Raw genomic sequence first — 20573 nt, 5'->3', positions numbered from 1 at the left:
ACCTTCCATGCAGGTCAATCGTAGCAGGGACTGATCATTAACGCCGGAGACATTCTGACGTGTCACGTCAGGACAGACGAAGAGCGTCATTGATCGATGTCGTCGCCTTCTCGGAAACCACACCCGTCCCGTGTTCAGATCTGCCCGGCAGACCGCAAATCGAACTCATGCTCTCGATCCATCGACGCACGATGGTACGGCGGTCCCAACGTTCGATGGAACGCTTTCGTCCCTCTGCGCCAAGCCTCTCGCGAAGAGAAGGATCTTCGCTTAACTGAAGAATGGCATCTGCAAGCGATCCAACGTCTCCCGGCGGAACGAGCAAACCGGCACCCTGCACTTCGGCAGCAAGCCCCGTGCCCCGTTCTGCCATCGCGACGACGGGACGCGCGGACGCAAACATCGCCCCCAACTTGGATGGCAATACGAGATCGGCCGCCTCCGCCCTCTGCGGGACTACGTGAAGGTCAGCCGTTGCCAACAATTCGTTGAAACTTTCGTTCGGCTGGAGTCCCAGGAAATGAACTCTCGGATTCTCGGAGGCCATGTCCACCAGTCTTGCCTTGTGCGGCCCTTCACCAGCCAGAATGAAATGCAGTCGCGGATTGTGCCGAAGAAGAGCTGCGGCTTCGACGAGGAGATCGAGTCCCTGCTTGGCCGACATGGTCCCGGAGTAGAGAGCAACGACGTCATCTTCGTCGATATTCAGGGATGTGCGATATTTGGTCTGCTTCGGACGGGGAAATATCACATCCGTGTCGATCCAGTTTCGGATCTCGGTCGCTCTATGCGGATCGACGGCCTTGTCCCACAAACGCTCCACCATTTGCGGACAGATGCTGGAAACGCGATCAAACGATCTGAGGACCGCCGCCTCCGCCTTGAGCATCACCTTCCGCAGGGAAGCATTCCGGAGCAGTCCTAGACCGTATGCGGCATCAATTTCGAAGTCTTGCACATGAAGCCACGACTTGGCACCGATGCGACGAGCAACGAAGGAAGCAAATCGGGCCGACATCAACGACGGCGCGACGGAAATTACGATGTCTGGCCTCCAGGAATATGCATCGATCAGCACCGGCACCAGGCTCGTCAGTGCAAAGGACAGGTGATGAATCAGACGCTTTGCACCAGTCGGCTGCTTGGGAACGTAGATCGGCGCTCGCATGACGCCCACGCCCTCCATCATCGAGCGCCTGAAATAGGAGGCATTCAAACCGGCGGGGATGCTCCAGGCCGGATAGTAGGGAGGCGCCGTAACGACCCTCACCTCATGGCCCTCGGCAACAAGGCTTTCGCAAAGCTCCGTATTGTATTTGGCCACGCCGATCAGATCGGGAGCATAATTGATGCCGACCAACCAGAATACGCATTCAATCCAAATCCTGAACGATAACTCGTATCCAAAAACTCGAAACAGCCAAGGATCACCGCATTGGCTTCGCAGCCTCCGCTGAACGATCGCTGCCGCGGCGGCTAATCGCCGCTTGAACTCCGGTGCGAAATCAAGAGGACCACGCTCGGTACAGGCCCGCAATCATCGGAAAGAAAAACTTCGCTCCGCATCGACACGCCACGCTTCTGCCGATCTTGACAGCCTGATCGAACCCAGCCCCGCAGTCCGTGAACCTTCGGGCCAGTACATGCGCTTGCGCAAGGCACCAGCCTGTCGTTCCCCGCACTTTCGCTTGCGAGGTGGTGGCAGCTCTCATTAACGGAGTAAAGAAAGGATCATTTTAATGATGAACGCGTACCGTCAAGATCCGTCAGGCGCGACAAGCGACCGGAGCTTTCAGAGAAACGTCCCGCCTAGTAAGCCCGGCGAAGGATCGGGCTGGTCTCCGCTATACAGACCCGATCCCAATACCAACCGTAGGGAGTTTCCACGCGGACTTGAGGGCAACGCCGCCGCGGCACATAGCGGTAAGGATATGATTGAGCCCAGAAGGTAACCGGGAATACGTGTTCGGCCGGCGTCGAAACGACGGGTGCCGGCAACTGCATCGCAGCGATTGCCTGCGGCCCGGCCAACAAGACCATTGCCGATACCAACAACCCCAAACGCCGGATAGTCTGCTTTGCCATCACCTTCCCCTGCGCGTCGCCAACCGGCGACGAAATGCGCCAAATCAGAATATTTCAAAATTCAGCCGGATATCGAGCAGATTGTTTATCAACGGGATCGGAAAAAGGCAACGGATCATAGCGTACCCATCCACCAGCCCGGGATGTCGAATCGGGGCCGCTAGAAGGCGCCGGCTCCCTCCTTTTCCGGCGCTCGCCGGTACTCGCCCCTGATGAATTGTGTGCTGACAGCCTGAAACAGCGGGGCGTTCTCCCTGCCAAGACCCGCGAAGACCAGGATGTCGCGCAGGGTTCGCCACCGACTTTCGTCGTATTCGCCTATTCGGGCGCCGACAGGCAGCACCAGCGACCGCTGCTGCTCCATTTCGAACTTGACGCGCTCGGGAGAGAGGCCCGACCGGTCAAAATCGACAATGATCGGAATCGCCCGGCTGTAATCGGCATAGGCAAATTGCCAACCTCGAACCAAGCCGTGCAACAGGTCGGCAATTGCGGACGGTCGCTCTCGAATCAGATCGTTGCTGGCGAAATAAACCTGCCCAGGCACGTGGATTGCGTAGTCCTGAGGTCTCATAACGCTCAATGGGACGTAGTCCGCGCTGGTCGGGCTAGGCTGCTGATCGATCGGGACAACGATCGCGTCCACATCCCCAGCTCTTAGTGCCTGGAAGTTGGCCCGGTCGGAAACCTTGACGATCTGGCTACGCGGCAATCGAAGCCTGGCCATCATGGCGTCAAAGACCACCTCTGCCTCACTCCCCTCGCGGCAACCGATGCGCTTTCCGATGAGGTCGTCCGGGCGATGCAAGCCCGACCGCTCCAGCGCGAAAATCGCCACCGAGGTGTCAAGGAAGCCGGCTGCAAAGGCAGTGACAGGAGCCCCTCGCCAAACGGCAAGCAAGAACTTCTGGCCCGTCGTCACCCCGATTGCATTCTCCCTCGCAACCGTTTCGACGAAATTCGGATCGTCTGGAAGGGCTCTCATTGCGACGCCTCGCTTGAAATAGCCCTCCTTGGCAGCAATCATCTCCCCGGCGAAGCGAGCGGAGTAGCGCCCATCCAGGAAGAAGCTGGCGTGAAACGAGGAATCGGCGGGAGTGTGGACGGGCGTAACATCAGGAACCAAGGCGAAGACAACAAGGCCGGTTGCGGACAGCGCCGCGAGACCGATCGCCACCCGGCGCGTCACCGTTGATCCCGATCGCCGCCGTCGGTGACGCATGAACGTATCCCCTTCCGACCTTCGAATTTTGTGTTCCAAATGGCAGAATTAGGATAATGAGAGCACAAGAAGTAAGGTTATTTTTTCATTCGTCTTGTTTCGGCTACGGCCTCTCCTGATAGCACCCAACCCGATCTTCCTTGTCCTGAGTTGATATTATGACAATTGCATCGGCTCGCCCGACCTCCGCCGCGGACAGTCCGGTAGAGATTCACGTTCTCGATGAGGCGAATCCGGCACGCGCAAGTTTAGTCGTGAGATGGTGGCGACCCAACATTGTTGAACTGCTGGCTCTTGTGGCCGACGCTATCATCATCGTGGCAAGCGGCGTTGGCTGTGCTGCCGGGTACCAGATCTATGCACGGCCGGAGCACGACCAACTCGACGTCTACACCGCGCTCAGCCTCCTCGTTGCGCTCAACTTCATACTTCTGATCAAGGTTCAGCACGGCTACGCTCTCAAAAACTTTACTGACCTGCCGCGGCTATTCAAGAAGACACTGGCAACGTGGACCGCCTTGTTCGGCGCGCTGATCGTTATCACCTTCGCCATGAAGGCCAGCAATCAAATCTCGCGCGGCACGATAATCTCGTTCTACCTGGTCGCTCCAGTTCTGCTTCTGCTGGCGAAGGCAGCCATTGCGCGATTTGTCACGACGGCGTTGCGGAACCGTGGTGCCTTCGCCAGGCGCCGCGCCGTGGCGATCGCCGAGCGCGGGTTGGTGTCATCAGAGGCAATGGCAGAGCTCACACAGCATGGCTACCGGATCACGCGGATCATGGAGCTCCGCCCGGAGTGCCTGACTTCGCCGTCGCTGATTCCGTCGATCGGACCGCGCCTCGACGACTTCATCGCCTACGCGCGGGAGAACCAGATCGAACAGGTGTTCCTGCTGCTCAGGTGGGATCATTGGCACGCGATCGACATGATCGCGGACGCGCTGAGAATCCTTCCGATACCGGTCAATCTCGTCTCCGATCCGGATGTCTCGAGGTTCTTGCGCTACCCGGTCACGACTGCCGGAAGCAGCATGATTGCAGAGATACGGCGTGCACCAATTTCGCGACAAGAACAGGCTCTCAAACGCGCGTTCGACCTGATCGGCGCCAGCCTCGGCCTGCTGGTGTTCGCACCGGTCATGCTGATGACCGCGATCCTGATCAAATGCACATCGACCGGCCCGGTGCTCTTTCGGCAAACCCGGAACGGCTTCAACGGTCGCGCCTTCAAGATCTACAAGTTTCGGACGATGCGCGTGCTGGAAGATGGGCCGATCATTCTGCAAGCACGCAGGAACGATCCTCGCGTAACCCCGGTCGGCAGATGGCTACGTAAGACCTCGATCGACGAACTGCCGCAGCTGCTCAATGTCCTGCTGGGCGACATGTCGCTGGTCGGCCCCCGCCCCCACGCGGCCGCGCACAACTCGGAGTATGAGCAGGTCATCAGCAACTACGCGTTTCGCCAACACGTCAAACCAGGCATCACTGGCTGGGCTCAGGTCAACGGCTACCGCGGCGAAACGCTGACCGTTAACATGATGAAATCCAGGGTCGACCTGGACTTGTGGTACATCAACAACTGGAGCATCTGGCTCGACGCGAAGATCATCTTGCGCACGGTGGTACAAGTGACTCGCGATCCCGTAGCGTACTGATGTCTTGCCCCGTCCCCCTCCAGTAGAGGCAGTCCATTCATTTAGCGATGCCGCCAATCGTATGGGCACGCGCCTGATCGTGGATTCGTTCGCCCAGGATGAGAATCAGGCAATTAACTTTGTCCTCAAACAAGCTCGCATCGGGGCTCCGCATCATCCTATAACGTTGCGCAAACAGGGCACCACCGCTAAGGCCCTAGCGCCCGCTAGCAGCAATCCAATTTCAGGAAGATGAAAACCTACCTCATCAAATATTTCGTTCTGGGCAGCGAGCAGGTCATCTTCAGCTTCTCCAATTTCTTCTACCTGGCGGTAGTCGCGCGCCGGCTGCCGCTGGCCGAATTCGCCGAGCTGAGCCTTGGATATACCTGCTATCTCATTCTCATCGGCGCTCATCACGCGGTCATCTGCGATCCCATCATCGCGACCGGAATCAGCGCACAGGACAGTCAACGATCATTGTTACGGCGCCTGTGGACGATCAATGTATCCTTTTGCTGCCTGGCGCTGGCCGCAGGATGCGCACTCGTCTTGAGCAGCAGCACTCACGAGATGCAAACGCTCACAGTTGTGGCTCTAGCCTGCCTGTTCTTCAGCTTTGCCGGTCCGGTCCAGTTCGTTCGGCGAATTATGCACATTCAGGGACACGTGCAGGCATCCGCCGTCGCAGCAGCGGCTTACGCAACGGTCCTGATCGTGTCAGCCTGGATGCTGCCCCACGTCAATCTGGAATCGCACTTTGCATATACCGTACCCTTCATCCTCGGCAATCTGGTCTTCCTTGTCTCGGCTTGGCGAAACATCCCACGCAAGCTCAACGACAACCAGAACATCTCCCTGAAGTCCCATTTCCGGGCGGGATACTCGTTCCTGATCAACAACCTCCTCGGCCTGGCGACGACAAATATCTATCCGTTCGTGTTCGTGTTTCTGAACTCGCCTGAAGCCGTTGCAAGCTATCGGCTGATGTTCGCCGTGATAGCCCCATTCGCTCAGTTGCTTGGCGGGCTCTCAGGATTCATCACGCCGCGCATTGCAGTCGCGAGGATCAGCCAGATTGAAACGCCCCACCTGCTCATCCTGGCTCTGATCGTCTTCGCTCCGCTTCCGTTGGCCGTCATGGCAATTTGGTTCGGCAGCGACGCGGCCTCTCTCATCTTCGGAACCAAGTATGTCGCGCTCGGAGGATCCATCCCCGTTGCATTGATCTCGACGAGCTTCGCCCTCGCACTCGCTACTGTGAGCATGTGGCTGAGGGCCAATCACCGGCTGGGCCTGATGCAGGCCGGCAGCTTGATCTCGGCGGCGATAACCGCCGTCATCGCGATTCCCAGTTGCTTGGCTTTTGGAGTTACCGGTGCGTTCGTGTCGCTAGCGATTGCCAATGGTGCCGCGGCGCTTTGGGTAGTGGTCAAGGGAGCCTCGGGCCGTATCCGAACGCAGCCCGGTTAGCCGCTCACTTCTGCGACGTCTCCGGCATTGACACGCGGCGAATTGACGGGCGTGCAGGAATATAGACGGTCCGTTTGGTGATGAGGAGCATGGCCGCCGAAGCCACGACGGTAGAGCTATGGATTGCCCATTCCGACCACCCCACTTGAAACGGGCCGCGAAGCAAGATCATGCAAAGCATCGGCGAAAGACAGAGAATGAAGTACAGCGGCGACAGCCTTTGGGCGGCGAAGCCGCGACGTTCTACCCGATCGAGAACATAGACGATCGCGACAGACATCAGCATCGCCCCAACAATCCCGAAGCTGAAATAGCCCTCGATCGGCGGCGGAGCCGAAACGTTATCGGTGCCGAAGCCTTTCAGGATGAAGATGTAGTCATGCATGATCTCGCCGACCGTTCTTCCCTTCCCTGCCCAAAGGTCTCGGGGAACGAAGAACAGCAGTGCTCCCATGATGTTCGATCCCCATTCCAAGCCCTTCATTTCGACCCACATAATGGCATAGCAGAACAGATCGAGGCCTGAGAAATCAGGATGAACAAAGAACTGCGAGAATGGCCGCTGATCGAGAGAGACGTTTGCGTACCGGAAAATGGATCCGAATATGGGCGAGGCCAGCAATCCGGCGAAATAGGTGACAAGAAACAGACGAACGCTTCTTGGACCAAATATCGCAAGCACGCAGAATACAATCAATGTCGAGGAGCGAAAACGTGCGGAAATGAGCGGGTTGTTGATGAAGAGACCCGCCAGAAGCAGAACTGCAAAGCACGTCACCCAGCCCGTGTTCCGGCGAGCCAAAGCGACACTCGCACCGATAACAGGAGCAACCAGGGTGAATGGCCGGAAGAATGCCGTGACCAGAATGTTGATCATCTTGCTTTCGCCGACCACCGAACCGAAGGCCTCGCGATTCACCTGAAGCAATGACGAGCCAAGATAACCAACCAATCCCAGCGATACGACCATCGAGGCAGCTGCCAGAAGGGTGTAGTTCGGATTTGGCTCGGCGGCGAGGCTTCTGTCCAGAAACCGGTTATGGCGGGGTTCGGGAGCTCGAAAGGGACGATAGATGACGAAGCAGAGGCCCACGATCGTCATGAATGCGCAAAGGACGCTGGCCGGCACAACGAGACTTACATCAGCCAGAATTGGATCGAAGTCGTTCCCGATCTGCTGAAGCGGCGCCACGGCCAGAAACAGGAGGTTGAAGACGAAGAAGACAACGAACAGCAGGTAAGATCTGGCCAGAGCGATCTTCAGTCCGAACAAGGAAACGATCCCGTTCACCCCGAGTATCATGGCAGCGATCAACGATGCACGCGGGCTGGACCAGGCCTGGGTGAACGAGAGGAGCAAGTAGGCGCCGGCTGAGCCGATCACGACATAGTCGAAGACGCTCTTCGGCGTCACATAGAACTGGGAAGCGGCTGCACTACGCGAGAACTGGTTCATGACTTGAAGACATTAGAGTTCGCCAAGCTCCACGTTGCGGCGCTGGCTCTGGAAATAGCACATCCCACCGCAGTTCAGCCTCGGTGCAGATCGTACAATACATATCTCGGTCGCGTTAACGCTTCGAACTCGCTCACCTTGCGGCCAAATCTCAGGTGAGATATCCTTGTAATATATAGAAGATATCAACGGAATACTTACTTGAATGTCCTTTTCCCCGGCCCGGATTAACGACGACCTCAAGCTGCACGCACGTATGGACCGACGTCGGCTTCTTTCCGCCGGAATCCTCCTCGCGGGAGCATCTTCACTGCCGGCCTCGGTGGCGGCCGCGACGAGTTCAGGAGCGAAAGCGAAGAAAGTTTACGCTCATTGGCATTGGTTTCCGACCTCGTTTGATAACTGGCCGGCGGACAAAGATCAGTATGCCGATTATCTGTCGCCAGACGGGACCCAAGGTAAACTTCGGGCCGAAGGTGGCTTCGTTCGCGAACGGCCCCTGCCTCGACCTCCGCGCCCAGAGGCAAACTGGGCTGTGCTTGACATGCTCGATGAGATCAAAGCCGCGCATCACATCGGGCTGGATGGCTTCCTTTTCAACATGGGAGGTATAGACGACGGCTCCCCGTACATGATCCATCTGCGCAACATGCTCGAGGCCGCCCAACAGGGCCCGCCGGGATTTGAAGTCATACTATCGATCGATACCGTAATTCTGGTGAAGACGCCGGTCGATGCGATTGCCGACGCCGTCCTCAAGCTGGCGCGGAACGCCCACGTTGCGCGCCACTCCGACGGCCGACTGATCCTGGGGGCCTTTTCTCCCGAGCAGTGGGACGTTGGCCGATGGAAGGAACTGTTGCAGCGACTGACGGCCGGCGGAGAGAAGGTTTTCTTCTATCCTACATTTCTCGATGTGCGCAGAACGATCGATTTCATGGATCTGATCGACGGCGCATCGATGTGGGGGGTCGACAAATTGAGCGACATCCCTCTTCTCAAGAAAGTAGGAAAGTTGGCCAAACAGGCTGGGAAGGTCTGGGCATCGGTGGTGTGGCCCCAGGACTTCCGGCCGCACAATCGCTGGTTCTCGGAATGCCACAACAGTGAATTGTTCCGGGCTTCATGGGCCGCGGCAATGGAAATCGGCTCCGACGCGGTCAACATCGCCACCTGGAACGACTATTCCGAAGGATCCGAAATTCGACCGTCCACCAGCATTCAATATGCTTTTTATGATCTCGCTGCGTTCTATATCGCCTGGTTCAAGAACGGCACGATGCCGCCGATCACTGAAGACGTGCTCTACTATTTTCACCGTATCGAGTCCACCGAGGCGGCCGGGACCGGCTCTGCTCAACCGTTTAGGTTCGCGACGAATCTGGTCAGCCGCTTTGCCGATCCGCCTCAGAATGACATTGAGCTGCTTGCGTTCTTGAAGGAGCCGGGCGAGCTCACGATAGCGACCGCGAAGGGCTCGAAGAGCCTGAAGGCGAAAGCTGGAATCACGTCGTTTCGAATTCCGCTGGTGCCGGGCAAAGTGAGTTTTCGGCTCAGCCGCGGGGACGCCAGCGTCATAGACCTGCCGAGCGCGTTCGAAATTCGTGAGACCTCGGCCTATCAGGATTTGCTGTATCACGGCGGATCGTCGTCCCGTCCACCGGTCTAGAATATTCCGGTCGTGGTTCAGACGAGGACTGCCTGGGTATTTGGCCGTCATTTCTCTTGAGCGCACCAGCGTCAGTGAGTCCCATGCATTCAACTTTCTTCCCGGAATTAGCTGCTGGCGGATTTTCTAGAATCGACGGTACGATTGCGTTTTACCAACGCGTGAATGCCCTCGTGACGCCGAGCACCAGAATGATCGATTTCGGCGCAGGCCGCGGCGCGATCCATGAAGACGCCAGCTCGGAGTACCGGCGCAATCTCTGCAATTTCAAGGGACGCGTTGCCCAAGTCATCGGACTGGACGTCGACGAAGCCGTCTTCACCAATCCGTCGCTCGACGAGGCGATGCTCCTGGATCCGACGGGACGTGCGCCACTGCCTGCCAATTGCGCCGACATCATCCTGTCGGATTGCACATTCGAGCACATTCCGGATCCGGCCCAAAGCACCGCCGAGATGGACAGGCTTTTGAAGCCCGGCGGCTGGATCTGCGCGCGAACCCCAAACAGGTACGGCTACATCGCATTGGCCAACCGCCTGATCCCGAGCGGAATTAGCCGCACCATACTCAGCTCGGCACAACCCGAGCGCAAGGATGAGGACATCTTTCCGGCGGTCTATCGTTTGAATACGCCGGCTACGCTACGGAGGTATTTCCCACCCGCGCGGTTTGACCATTTTGTATATGCTTGGGATGCGGAGCCAGCCTACCACGCCAACAACCGCGGCATCTACCGTGCGTTCCAGCTCGTTCAGTCGCTCACGCCTCACGCCTTCAAGACGGTCTTGATGGTCTTCATCCGGAAGAAGCTCGACTGTCCGGCGGAAGCCGCCTAGCTGGTGCGTTGGTGAGTTCGCGTCCTCGAGGCGATACACTATCGAAATAAACCTTAAAGCCGAGATCTTGACCAAACCGCAGCACTTTCGGTTATTTTGGGTGGGCGCGAGGAACGACTATGCTGAAGATTGTTATTCAAGTTTTATTCCTTTTCTTCCCCTGGAGAGTCCGTCGGCTGGTCCTCAACGCGATCCCTGGTTTTTCCATCCATCGCGACGCGCGGATCGGTCTGTCCTTGATCCTCGCCGACGAATGCGTCCTGGAAGCGAAGACTTACATCGGTCATCTCAACTATATCGGCCGGCTTGATCGGTTGCAGATGGATGAAGATGCGGTCATCGGCAATCTGAACTGGATCGGTGGACTATCAACTCGCCTGAATTCGCCAGCCTTCCGAAACAGGACGAAGCGACGTTCGGATCTCATCATGCGCAAAGCGAGTCTGGTGATGAGCCAGCATTACATTGATTGCACCGACCGGATCGAGTTTCGTCAATTCTGCGGTCTCGCCGGATTCCGCAGCCAGCTGTTGACCCACGGCGTCAATCCAATGTCTGCCCGGCAGACATGCTCTCCAATCACGATAGGAGCCTACACGATGATCGGCACCGGCGTGATCATTCTGCAGGGCGTCACCATCCCGGACTATTGCGTAGTGGCTTCGGGCGCCGTCGTGACCCACGTCGCGCCCCAGGAATACTCGATGATCGGCGGCAATCCCGCGGTTCACCAGCGAGACATCCCCAAGACCGCAAAGATCTTTCACCGAACCGCCTTCACAGTCACGTAGTGTTCAAACGCGGCTCGTAGCCGTATCCCGGGTACGGCCCATGTGTCGCACACAGTGACCTGGCCTCCACGGTCCGTGGGCGACATTGGGGATCCGCGGCGCTGTCTTGCCAAAATACTGCGCTCGCCATCGATTATTCATTGGCTGACATGCTGAAGGACCGACGACCTCGTGCCCGGTAAAATGATCATTGTGGCGGGTCCCCTTCCTCCGCCGGTTCATGGCGCAGCTCTCGTCACCAAGCGAGCGGCCGACACTCTGCGCGCTGCCGGATATCAACTCGCGTTCGGCGACACCTCGCCGGGCGATGCTCCCAATCGGTGGCGGCATCATTTCAATCGCGCACGCGCATACGTCCGATGCGGACGAACTGTCCTTCGCCACCCGAAGGCCTCGATACTCTACCTTTCTCTGTCCGGCGGATATGGACTGCTCTATGACCTCCTGGTCGTCATCCTTGCGCGGTGGCTAGGGAAGACGATCGCTTTTCATCATCACAGCTTCGCCTACCTGACGAAGCGTAGCGCCATCTTGGCGTCCATTGTTCGCATGGCCGGCGCCAACCAATTTCATATTGCGCTCTGTCCCAGGATGGCGACGACACTTTCGGAGCTGTATGGCAAGCATCTAAGGACGGTCGTCATTTCCAACCTGGCGTTTATCGATTTGCCCGCGGTCGAACCGCGGAGCTGTGAGCGGACGTTCAGCGCGATTGGCTATCTATCGAACATCTCGCTGGAAAAAGGCATCGACCGCTTTCTCGACCTGATGGCTCGACTGCGAGAGAGCGGATCCGGCCTGACGGCACGAATCGCCGGTCCCTGCGCCGATCTCGAGATCGAGCACTACATCAAGCGCCGCGCGAACGAGATCGGTGGAATTGAGTATGTGGGGCCCGTATATGACGACGCCAAGGTCCACTTTCTCTCCTCGATCGACGTTCTGGTGTTTCCGACCAGATACGTCAACGAGGCGCAGCCCGTGGTGATCTATGAGGCGCAGATGGCAGGCATCATCGTCGCTGCCTCCAGCCGCGGATGCATCGCCAACATGGTGCCGGAAGAATTGCTGCTCGATCCGAGCGCGTCAGATCTCGACGGGATCGCGGAACAAATCCTCGTGTGGGAAAAGTCGGTCGCTGACTTTCAAGCCGCCTTGAACGAGGCCAAGCGCAATCGCGCAGCGCTGCTCGTTCAGCGCGAAGATGACGCAAGAAAGTTCATGGACCTTTTCGAGGCACCTGCGACGAGATGAGCAGGGCGCGCGGCGAGTTCATTTTTGAGATAGTGAATATCGAAACGTCGACATCTTCATCGTTCCCAGAATCGTGTCGACGCGCTGATAGCCGTAGACGGTCGCATCCTTGCAGTGATCACTATGGTAATAGCAGATCTTGACCCTGATCATTCGAGAGCAGTTGTTCTTGACGCTCACGATATGATCCATCAGCTCTCCGTTCTGGACATGCCCTTTGGCAGCCGCCTCAACATTGAGGCAGGGCCGATTGGCACCGTCACGGATGACGGGCGATTCCGATGTGTCGGCGGCGCCTTGCATCGTGAATTTTGATTTAGTGCTTTGTGCGTGAGCCGACGGAATGTTCTGGATCAATGTCCAGGCCGGAGCCATGCAGATCAGCAGGGCAAGCCGAAAGAGCGATCGAACCATTACCGCCACATCCTTTCAGGCAAATCGACTCCCGGCACGGTAGCCTTCACCCCTTCATACGCCAGCCGCTTCGCAAAGGCTTCACGGGCGACCAGGCGAACGCCCCCAAGGCTCGCCAGCAATCTATCCTTCTGAGGCCAACCGACTCCCGTCAGAATGCGTGCCGCATCATCGGTGAACTCGCTTTCGACCATGCCAGCGAACTCGGCAACGACCCGTTGCTGCAGCTGTTCGCCGAGCAATGGAAATATCGCAAGCGCCAACCTGTTGCGGCGGAGCGCGATCCAGCCTTCGTATGGTCCAGCCGCGTACGACTGCTCAAGATAGCGAATATTCCCCGCGTCGAAACCGTCTCGCTCGTTCTTCACCCAATACAGCAAAAGCCAAAGAAAGGCGTCGGCCGGATCGAGCATCAAGGACGACTTCAGCTTGTTCTCCGCGGTCGACAATTTTCGCTCCAGGTCCTGGGAACCCTTTCCCAGCAGGCCCTCCTCGGCAGAGCGAAGTGCAATCAGCGCTCGGGCTCGCACCAGACTTGGGTAGGGAAGGCTCGATGGCGAGTCGGCGTCCATACGCACCGCGATCGACTCCACGGTCCCCGGCTTGAGCTGTTCACCGACCAGAATGTGCGTGGCGACGGAGCTGACCTGCAGATCGGTCCAGAACGACGGCAACACCACCAGTGACCAGGCTACTCCAGCGATACCCGTCAGAAGCAATACGCCCCTGCAACATTTCCGCCAGATCTCGCCCATGCTAGTCGACGTAGCCGTAACGGGCATAGTTCTTCTTATAATAGTAGCGGCTGTGATACGACTCGTAGCGAGCAAGGCGCTTCGTATCTGCCTTGTTGAGAACGACGCCAAGCAGCTTGTCTTGGATTTCCTGAGAACCACGCAGGTTGTGCCTGACGACATCCATCAGGGTCTTGCCCCACTCGACGACGAATATGTAGGAGTCGACGAAAGTCGATGTCACGCGCACGTCCACTACAGGCGCCATGGGCGGCATGTCGAGCACGATGTAATCGAACTTGTCCCTCAGCTCGCCAATCAGGCCATGCATCATCTTGGATGCCAATATCTCGTTGGTATGAAGAAGCTTGGAGGTCGTACCTGCAGCCAGGATCGAGAGCCCCGTTTGCGCATCAACCGTCAACGCTTGCTCCAATTTCGCCTTGTGCGCAAGGATCTCGACCAAACCAGACTCCGCGTCGGGCGTCAGCGCGCGAGACAGCGAGGGGTTGCGGAGATCGCAATCGATCAGGAGGACGCGCGCACCGCCATGGGCCATCAATTGCGCCAGGTTGGCAGACAGCGTGCTCTTGCCCTCATTCGGAAGAGTCGACGTAACCGCCAGCACGCGGTTCTCTCGAACAATCGAGTTTAGATCGACTGCCACCTTCGTCGAGCGCACCGCTTCGGAGAAGCGCGAGAGAGGATGATCAACGACATAACGCAGCAATTTCGGCCTTGCGTCCTTGGTCGCAGCTGCGTTCACTGTCGGCAGCAGCGCTATACAACTCGCGCCGAGCACCTCTTCGACCTGCTGAGTCGTCCTGAACACCCGGTCCATCATTTCACGCACGATCGCCAGGACGAAGCTCAGCACCAAACCGCCAAAAAGAGCCACGCCCAGCACGATAAGAGTCTTTGGATAGCTCTTGACCAGCGGTGTCGTTGCTGCACTGATCACGCGCGCTTCACTGATCGGGAACGATTGCTGCTGGACCGATTCCATGTAGCGCTGCAGGAAATTGTCGTACATCGCCTGATACGACTGCGCATTGCTATCGAGCTCGCGTAGCCGAACCTGCGCCTGATTGGTCAGCTGGGACTCCGAGACCACAGTAGCCAAACTAGCCTTGATGCTCTCCTCGCGCGTGACGGCGATATCGTAGTCGCTCTTGTAGGACTCCTGAATGCGCTTGAGCTCGTCGATGATGTTCCGCTTGATCTCGTCCATTTGGCGACGCAGGTTCACCGCGGCAAGATGATCGTGGCCATACTTGGCGGCCCAGATCGCTTCCTTGGCGGCCATGTCGACATACTGGCCTCGCAGCTTGACGATGGTCTCGTTGCGAAGAGCATCCGCCACTGCCGCGTCCGGGATTTCGCGCTTCAGAATATCGTTGATGCGGTCCAGCCGCGCCCTGGCCTCGGCCGTCGAGGCATGGGCCCCAACCAGCTGGCTGTTCACTTCGGCGAGCTGTTGCTCGTTCATCAAGCGCCCGCCGGTATCGACAATGTTATTGGCCGTCTTGAAATCGACAACCGCCTTCTGTGCCGCGGATGCTTGAGCGCGCAACTCCTTGATGCGATCCTGCAACCAGACGCTGGCGCGGCGCGTCGATTGGTACTTGGCTTCCAGCTGGTCAACGATGTAGGCGTCAGCGATCGCATTGGCGATCTGCGCCGCTTTCGCTGGATCGCGCGACGTGAAGCCGATCTCCATGACGTAGGTGAGACCGAGACGCTTGATGGTACGATTGCTCTCAAAGCGTTGCAGAGCCTTGCGCTGCAATCTGAACTCGGAACCGGCACGGCCACTGGAAAACAGATCGGAAAAGAAATTGCCGATCGACCCGATCAAGCTTCCGCCGTTGCCGAGGAACTCCGGATCTTCCGTCAGGTGCAGGTCACGAATGACCGCCAAGCTGATGTTCTCGGACTTGAGAATTTCGACCTGCGTTTCCACCGACGCGGAGTCAGGGGCCACGTCACCGAGCATCGATTGCTGCTGAAACAATTGTACTTTTCGAGTGTCGATGACTATCGACGCCGTAGAGGTGAATTGCGGAGCTTCAGTAAAGAGATAGAGAAGCGCCAGGATCACGGAGGCGGATATGATGGCGACAATCGTTGGGAACTGATGCCGGATGACATCCAGATGCAAAGTCAGCGATTGAAACGGTGAGCCTTGAGTCTCGGCGAATTCGCGATTGATCTCTGAGGTGGACTTGTTCAGCTGCAACATCCGGTAATTCCTGAAATCAATCAATGCCCGTACTTGGGCCGACAAGCGCGCGGCGACGTGATTTCACGTATCCGCAAATCACGCATAGCCATCGAAGCATGGACGCACCACGTGCTTCACGGGCAGTATTATATCGTGCGAGTCATCGCGGAAGATCAAAGGCAGCGCGTGACACGCTGCCTTGGTTTATTTTCTCTAAGGGATGCCGGCGCAAGAGGCCTGGACGTTATTGCGTCGGACTGACCGCGGGATAGGCGGTCGAGGGATTCACTGAACCCGTATAAGTCGTCACACTGTTCGGGTAGTGCAGGCCACCAAAGTTCTGGACACCGGAGCCGCTGCCACCAAAGGCAAATCCGAAGCCGGTCGTCGGGCCCCCGCCACCGGAGCCACCACCCCCAGCACCGCCCGCCGCGGCGATTGCAACATCACCGGTTGCGGCCTGATAGGCGGCAATCACGTCCGGATTGTTCGTTCCGGCGACGGCGGCCTGAATTTCGTTGGCAAACGCCTGATCGGTCTGTGCCGCCATGCGGGCGACCTGGGCAAGTCCAGCGACGATCGCGCGCAACTGATCCTTGGTCGTCGCTGGGTTCTTCAACAATTCGATCAGACCCGGCACTGTTGTCGGATCCGACGCTCCAAGGTCTCGGACGCGCGAAATCAACTGCGGACCGCCATCAGGATATTGCTGCAAAAGCGTTGCAGGAGATCCCTTGAAATCGGAGATGATCTGAGCCTGCAGTTGCCGGCTGGGCGGATAAACAGCCGCGCTGGCGGCGGAGGATATCGAGCTTGCGACCGCAATCACCACAGCGGCTCGAACCGTAAACCTGATAAGGTTCATAATTTCCTCAACAACTAGTTTGCCTTTATGGCCCGAACGAAACGATTGGAAAGTAGTCGAAAGAGGCAGTGCTGTCCACCAATTCTAAAGGAATAGTTAAGGCCCAAGTACCTGGAAAGAGGACTGTTTTGGCGATCCCGAAGTGCGAGCACCGGTCGACAGCGCATTTGCCGCAGCCCCTTTCGGCTCGACGCTCCCCTCGCCGGAGTGAAAGGATTGCGCTAGGCCGACCCCGAAAAGCGCAAAGAAGGGGATGCTGTAACCCGGTATCTGCAACGTGAAATCGAGGCCGGAATGGAGCAACGCCAGCAGTGCAATGCCGATGGCCGCCAGGGGAATCGAAGCGTCACGCTTGCGGCTGAACACCCCGCGCGCAAGCACTGTGAGCATGACCGCCCAACCGGCCGCCAGGAGCAGCGTCATCGGAATTCCAGTCTCCAAAGCGACCTCCAGAGGGGTCGAATGGGCTGCATTCCAGGTGCCGCGCATAGAAATATTCGGGCTGCGGAAGGCTGGAAACGCCGACTGGAAAGTCCCCATCCCAGTGCCGAACCAGGGATTATCGGCGATGATGAGCAGCGAGGACTTCCACCCCTCCAGCCGGCCACTATCGGTCAGCCCCTGGCTATCGAAGCGGCCCACGACACGACCACCGAGCAATTCCAAGAGAACGAGAGCGACCAAGGCCGCGGCCGCCAAGGCCATCCAGACGCCGGTGCGCGGCGGAAGGTCCTTCCGGAGAAAGACGACAAAGACGAAGATCATGGAGAGGAGCGAAACAGCCACGCCCGCCCGCGAGCCAGTCATGAACATCGCCATGACGCAGATCAGGAGTGCGGCGAATTTCAGAGCTATCGAAGCCTGCGGAATTTTAGTCAGATCGCGGGAGAGACTGCTCCATCTGAAGCGTCCCCCGGGAAGGTGGCGGCGCACGTCCGTAAGAAGCAGAAGTATCCAGATGACCGCACATGAGCCGAAATAGGCAGCGGCGGTATTGCGGTTGATGAACGTGCCGGTGACGCTACTGAGATAGGCGGTCTTGTCGCGCCACAGAATCATGGTCGGTTCGATGAGGAACGAGAGGACGCCATATGCAGCGTAGAAGCTGCCTGAGAGCGCAATCACCAGCATTATCTGGCGTGCACGCCTCGCGTCGGCTCCAATGACGAGCCCCGCCAGAATAGCCAAAATGTTTGCAAGTGGCGCCCCCAGAGCGAAGAAAGCTTCGTGCCTGACAATCGAGGCCGATGGCGCAACGGCTGAATCGACCAGCGAGCCGAGCTGCTTCCAGATCGGATGATATGGCGCAATCCACGGGCTGTCAGACAGCTGTTCGTGCAGCGCGATCCCGTAAGCCGCGACAACGATGAAGATGCCGGCGATGATCCAGAGATGGGGACGACGCAGGGCCTTCACTGGCGCAAATATCAAGGCAATTCCCAGACAAGCGCACCAGAAGGCAATGGCCAGATTGTTGGTCGACCCAAACGGGAACGGCGCGCTCGCTACAACAAAGAACAGCACACAGCTGGCTACGAGATCAGCCGACCAGCGAATGTTCATCGAAACACGGCCCATCGCTTTCGTCTGACGCCCCCCAGTGGAGAATACATTAGAGCGGATGATCCCGCAGGCGTCCAGCAAGTGCCGCACTCGGAAGAGACGGCGATGGATGATCCATTCTGAACCGTACCCCGCCTACCAGAGGTTAATTTCCGGCGTCAACTCATCCGGGAGCACAGTGAAGAGAGAGAGCGTACTGCCGGCCCTGCTCCGCAATGCGTCCCGATCCTGGCAGCCTCGAGTTTGTTAACAATACGGTTCGCCCCAAGCGCGGATCTCATCCGATGAAGGGGCTGGACGGTCCCAATTTCAATCATCTACGCTGGATTTTCGCAACGTGGTCCGGTAGTGCTTCGCCCGCACCGCATCTCCAGGCTTGCGAAAGCTCACGTCGCCAATTGCCGGCGGACTGTTTCCGGGAGAATTTCTGCTTCCGATCGAACGTTTCCACGAAGTTCTTATGTCAAACGACCAGCGTTGCTGGCCGTCGCTCTGCGAGGGTAAATTGAATATCGACGTCATCTTAGCGACACGCGGCAGACCGGCAGACGTTCAAGTTCTTCTAGACCAGCTTCGACTTCAAGAACGAGCGCCTGACAACGTCGTGCTCGTGGGCGCTGAACCCGAGGATTTGCCCAAGGATTTGCCCGGTGCTGCCGCCGTCCCGAATGATCCGAGCGTGCACCGACTGGTTTCTCCTCGGCCGGGACTGACGTCGCAGAGAAACCACGGCGTGCAGACGGCCAAGAGGATAAGCACTCCCGAGGCCTGGCTTGCGAAGATCATTGTCTTCTTCGACGATGACTTCAGGCCCGCAGCCGATTGGCTGCAGAAGTGCGAAGCGCTGTTTGCGGCAAGTCCACAGGTCCTCGCCGTTACAGGAGCGGTGATCATGGACGGGGCAAGAGGCAGCATCGCAATCACCGAAGAGCAGGCTTCGGATGCGCTGGCGCTGCCTCGGGCGAGCGATCAGATCGGACACAGCAAGTGGAAGGAAGGCCTGTACGGATGCAATATGGCCTTCAGGGCGACAGTCTTCGACCAATGTGCATTCGACGAGAATCTTCCGCTCTATGGCTGGCTGGAGGATACGGATTTTTCCGGACAGATCAGGGAATTCTCGGACATCTATCGAGCTTCAAACTTGATCGGTGTGCATCTCGGGTCGAAGTCTGGACGGGTCAGTGGCTACAAATATGGCTACTCGCAGCTCGCTAATCCGCTCTACCTTGCGCGCAAAGGAACAATTACCCTCGGAAAATGCGCATATTTTTGGACGCGAGCGCTCGCGTCCAACGCGCTGCGTTCGCTTCGCGAGCATCCGATGATCGATTATCGAGGCAGGCTTGCCGGAAACATGGCTGCAGTGACGGATTTGATTGCCGGATCAATTCATCCAACCAACATCTTGTCTTTCCACCGCTAGAAACGCATTGCGCACGACGCTCATCACGACCTGGACACGAGTACGAAAACCATGATTGACGAAAACCTCATTTACGATCTCGGCGCCCATAAGGGTGAAGACACCGGGTTCTATCTCAAAAAGGGATTCAAGGTCGTTGCCATCGAAGCTGTACCGGAATTCTGTACCGCACTTGGCCAGCAGTTTTCCCAGCAGGTTGCCACAGGGCAACTGAAGATCCTCAACCTGGCCGTCGCCAAGACGCCGGGGAATATCGACTTCTATGTCAACACCGAGCACTCGGTCTGGGGAACGGCAAATCTCGAGTGGGTCAAGCGAAACCAGATGCTGGGCGCAGCGAGCGTGCAAAAGATAACGGTTAAAGCCGAGCGGCTGGCCGATATCATGCGCGACCACGGCATTCCCAGATATTGCAAGATCGACATCGAAGGGAACGATCTTGACGCATTGTCATCACTCGAGAACATTTCCGACCCCCCGCGATTTGTGTCGATCGAGTCCGAGAAGAAGAATTGGAATGATCTCGTAAGGGAGTTCGAACTGCTCAGGAGCTTGGGCTATTCCAAATACAAGATCGTGGATCAAAGCCTCGTCTCCCTGCAGGAGCCGCCTCAGCCGGCGACCGAAGGCTGTTTCCAGCCGCACAGATTCGAACAAGGCAGCAGCGGGCTGTTCGGCAACGAATTGCCCGGGCGGTGGATGGACATGTTCGAAGCGCTCGAGGTCTACAAGGGGATTTTCCGCGGCTATGCGCTGGCGGGAGACGCAGGCATCTTCCAGGGGCGAAAGAGCGTATTCCGCATGCTTGGCGGGATTCAGGCCGCGCTGGTGCGCGCGGCCGGGCGAAAGGACTACCGCTTCCCGGACTTTCCTCCAGCGGGTTGGTACGACACGCACGCCGCGCGATAGCGCATCGGAAGCAGA

Annotated in this window: 16 protein-coding genes; 8 read left to right on the top strand and 8 right to left on the bottom strand. The window is 57.8% G+C overall.

Annotation, left to right across the window (positions count from 1 at the left end; genetic code table 11):
* Nucleotides 1-67: 67 nt before the first annotated feature.
* Both ABIA42_RS03620 and ABIA42_RS03615 read right to left on the bottom strand, forming a co-directional pair.
* The gene (locus ABIA42_RS03620; RefSeq protein ID WP_370157117.1) at nt 68-1360 is read right to left on the bottom strand and encodes a WcaI family glycosyltransferase; all 1293 of its coding nucleotides are present in this window, start codon (nt 1358-1360) and stop codon (nt 68-70) included.
* Nucleotides 1361-2245: 885 nt separating this feature from the next.
* Nucleotides 2246-3307 carry an ABC transporter substrate-binding protein gene (locus ABIA42_RS03615; protein ID WP_370115462.1) on the bottom strand — a complete coding sequence of 354 codons (1062 nt, stop codon included), beginning with the start codon at nt 3305-3307 and terminating at the stop codon, nt 2246-2248.
* Nucleotides 3308-3465: 158 nt separating this feature from the next.
* On the opposite strand from ABIA42_RS03615, the gene ABIA42_RS03610 reads away from it, so the two are divergent.
* Together ABIA42_RS03610 and ABIA42_RS03605 are read left to right on the top strand one after the other, a co-directional pair.
* The gene (locus tag ABIA42_RS03610) at nt 3466-4965 is read left to right on the top strand and encodes an undecaprenyl-phosphate glucose phosphotransferase (protein ID WP_370115464.1); all 1500 of its coding nucleotides are present in this window, start codon (nt 3466-3468) and stop codon (nt 4963-4965) included.
* A gap of 231 nt (nt 4966-5196) precedes the next feature.
* Nucleotides 5197-6417, top strand: a complete 1221-nt coding sequence (locus tag ABIA42_RS03605; protein WP_271526769.1) for a lipopolysaccharide biosynthesis protein — start codon at nt 5197-5199, stop codon at nt 6415-6417.
* A 4-nt stretch (nt 6418-6421) separates the two neighbouring features.
* On the opposite strand, the gene ABIA42_RS03600 is transcribed toward ABIA42_RS03605, so the two are convergent.
* Nucleotides 6422-7873: a hypothetical protein gene (locus ABIA42_RS03600; RefSeq protein WP_271526770.1), complete on the bottom strand. Its 1452-nt coding sequence runs from the start codon at nt 7871-7873 to the stop codon at nt 6422-6424.
* A 205-nt stretch (nt 7874-8078) separates the two neighbouring features.
* On the opposite strand from ABIA42_RS03600, the gene ABIA42_RS03595 reads away from it, so the two are divergent.
* From ABIA42_RS03595 to ABIA42_RS03580, 4 genes are all read left to right on the top strand, one after another.
* Complete coding sequence (locus tag ABIA42_RS03595; protein ID WP_370115467.1) at nt 8079-9542, top strand: endo-1,3-alpha-glucanase family glycosylhydrolase; 1464 nt, start codon at nt 8079-8081, stop codon at nt 9540-9542.
* An 83-nt stretch (nt 9543-9625) separates the two neighbouring features.
* Complete coding sequence (locus tag ABIA42_RS03590; RefSeq protein ID WP_370123657.1) at nt 9626-10378, top strand: class I SAM-dependent methyltransferase; 753 nt, start codon at nt 9626-9628, stop codon at nt 10376-10378.
* 119 nt (nt 10379-10497) lie between these two features.
* Nucleotides 10498-11169 (top strand): DapH/DapD/GlmU-related protein, encoded by a 672-nt coding sequence (locus tag ABIA42_RS03585; RefSeq protein ID WP_061878790.1) that lies wholly within the window; start codon nt 10498-10500, stop codon nt 11167-11169.
* Nucleotides 11170-11352: 183 nt separating this feature from the next.
* On the top strand, nt 11353-12423 hold the full coding sequence (locus ABIA42_RS03580) for a glycosyltransferase family 4 protein (protein WP_370115469.1): 1071 nt from the start codon (nt 11353-11355) through the stop codon (nt 12421-12423).
* 18 nt (nt 12424-12441) lie between these two features.
* Here ABIA42_RS03580 and ABIA42_RS03575 read toward each other — a convergent pair whose 3' ends face one another.
* From ABIA42_RS03575 to ABIA42_RS03555, 5 genes are all read right to left on the bottom strand, one after another.
* A complete protein-coding gene (locus ABIA42_RS03575) occupies nt 12442-12837 on the bottom strand; it encodes a hypothetical protein (protein WP_271526774.1) in 396 nt (131 codons plus the stop codon).
* Nucleotides 12837-13592, bottom strand: coding sequence for a hypothetical protein (locus ABIA42_RS03570; RefSeq protein WP_271526775.1), 756 nt, complete (start codon nt 13590-13592; stop codon nt 12837-12839). Before ABIA42_RS03570 ends, ABIA42_RS03575 begins: the two co-directional genes overlap by 1 nt.
* Nucleotide 13593: 1 nt before the next feature.
* Nucleotides 13594-15813: a polysaccharide biosynthesis tyrosine autokinase gene (locus ABIA42_RS03565; protein ID WP_370115472.1), complete on the bottom strand. Its 2220-nt coding sequence runs from the start codon at nt 15811-15813 to the stop codon at nt 13594-13596.
* Between the two features lie 226 nt (nt 15814-16039).
* Complete coding sequence (locus ABIA42_RS03560; protein ID WP_271526777.1) at nt 16040-16660, bottom strand: hypothetical protein; 621 nt, start codon at nt 16658-16660, stop codon at nt 16040-16042.
* A 96-nt stretch (nt 16661-16756) separates the two neighbouring features.
* Nucleotides 16757-18304 (bottom strand): O-antigen ligase family protein, encoded by a 1548-nt coding sequence (locus ABIA42_RS03555; protein ID WP_370115474.1) that lies wholly within the window; start codon nt 18302-18304, stop codon nt 16757-16759.
* A 424-nt stretch (nt 18305-18728) separates the two neighbouring features.
* On the opposite strand from ABIA42_RS03555, the gene ABIA42_RS03550 reads away from it, so the two are divergent.
* Both ABIA42_RS03550 and ABIA42_RS03545 read left to right on the top strand, forming a co-directional pair.
* Complete coding sequence (locus tag ABIA42_RS03550) at nt 18729-19649, top strand: glycosyltransferase family 2 protein (RefSeq protein WP_271526779.1); 921 nt, start codon at nt 18729-18731, stop codon at nt 19647-19649.
* Nucleotides 19650-19700: 51 nt separating this feature from the next.
* Nucleotides 19701-20558 carry an FkbM family methyltransferase gene (locus tag ABIA42_RS03545; protein WP_271526780.1) on the top strand — a complete coding sequence of 286 codons (858 nt, stop codon included), beginning with the start codon at nt 19701-19703 and terminating at the stop codon, nt 20556-20558.
* The last annotated feature ends 15 nt before the right edge of the window (nt 20559-20573 follow it).

Source organism: Bradyrhizobium sp. USDA 327 (assembly GCF_041262065.1).
GTDB classification, from domain to species: Bacteria; Pseudomonadota; Alphaproteobacteria; order Rhizobiales; family Xanthobacteraceae; genus Bradyrhizobium; species Bradyrhizobium liaoningense.
Note: the sequence above shows the minus strand (reverse complement) of the source record. Positions and strands in the feature narration are given on the sequence as shown.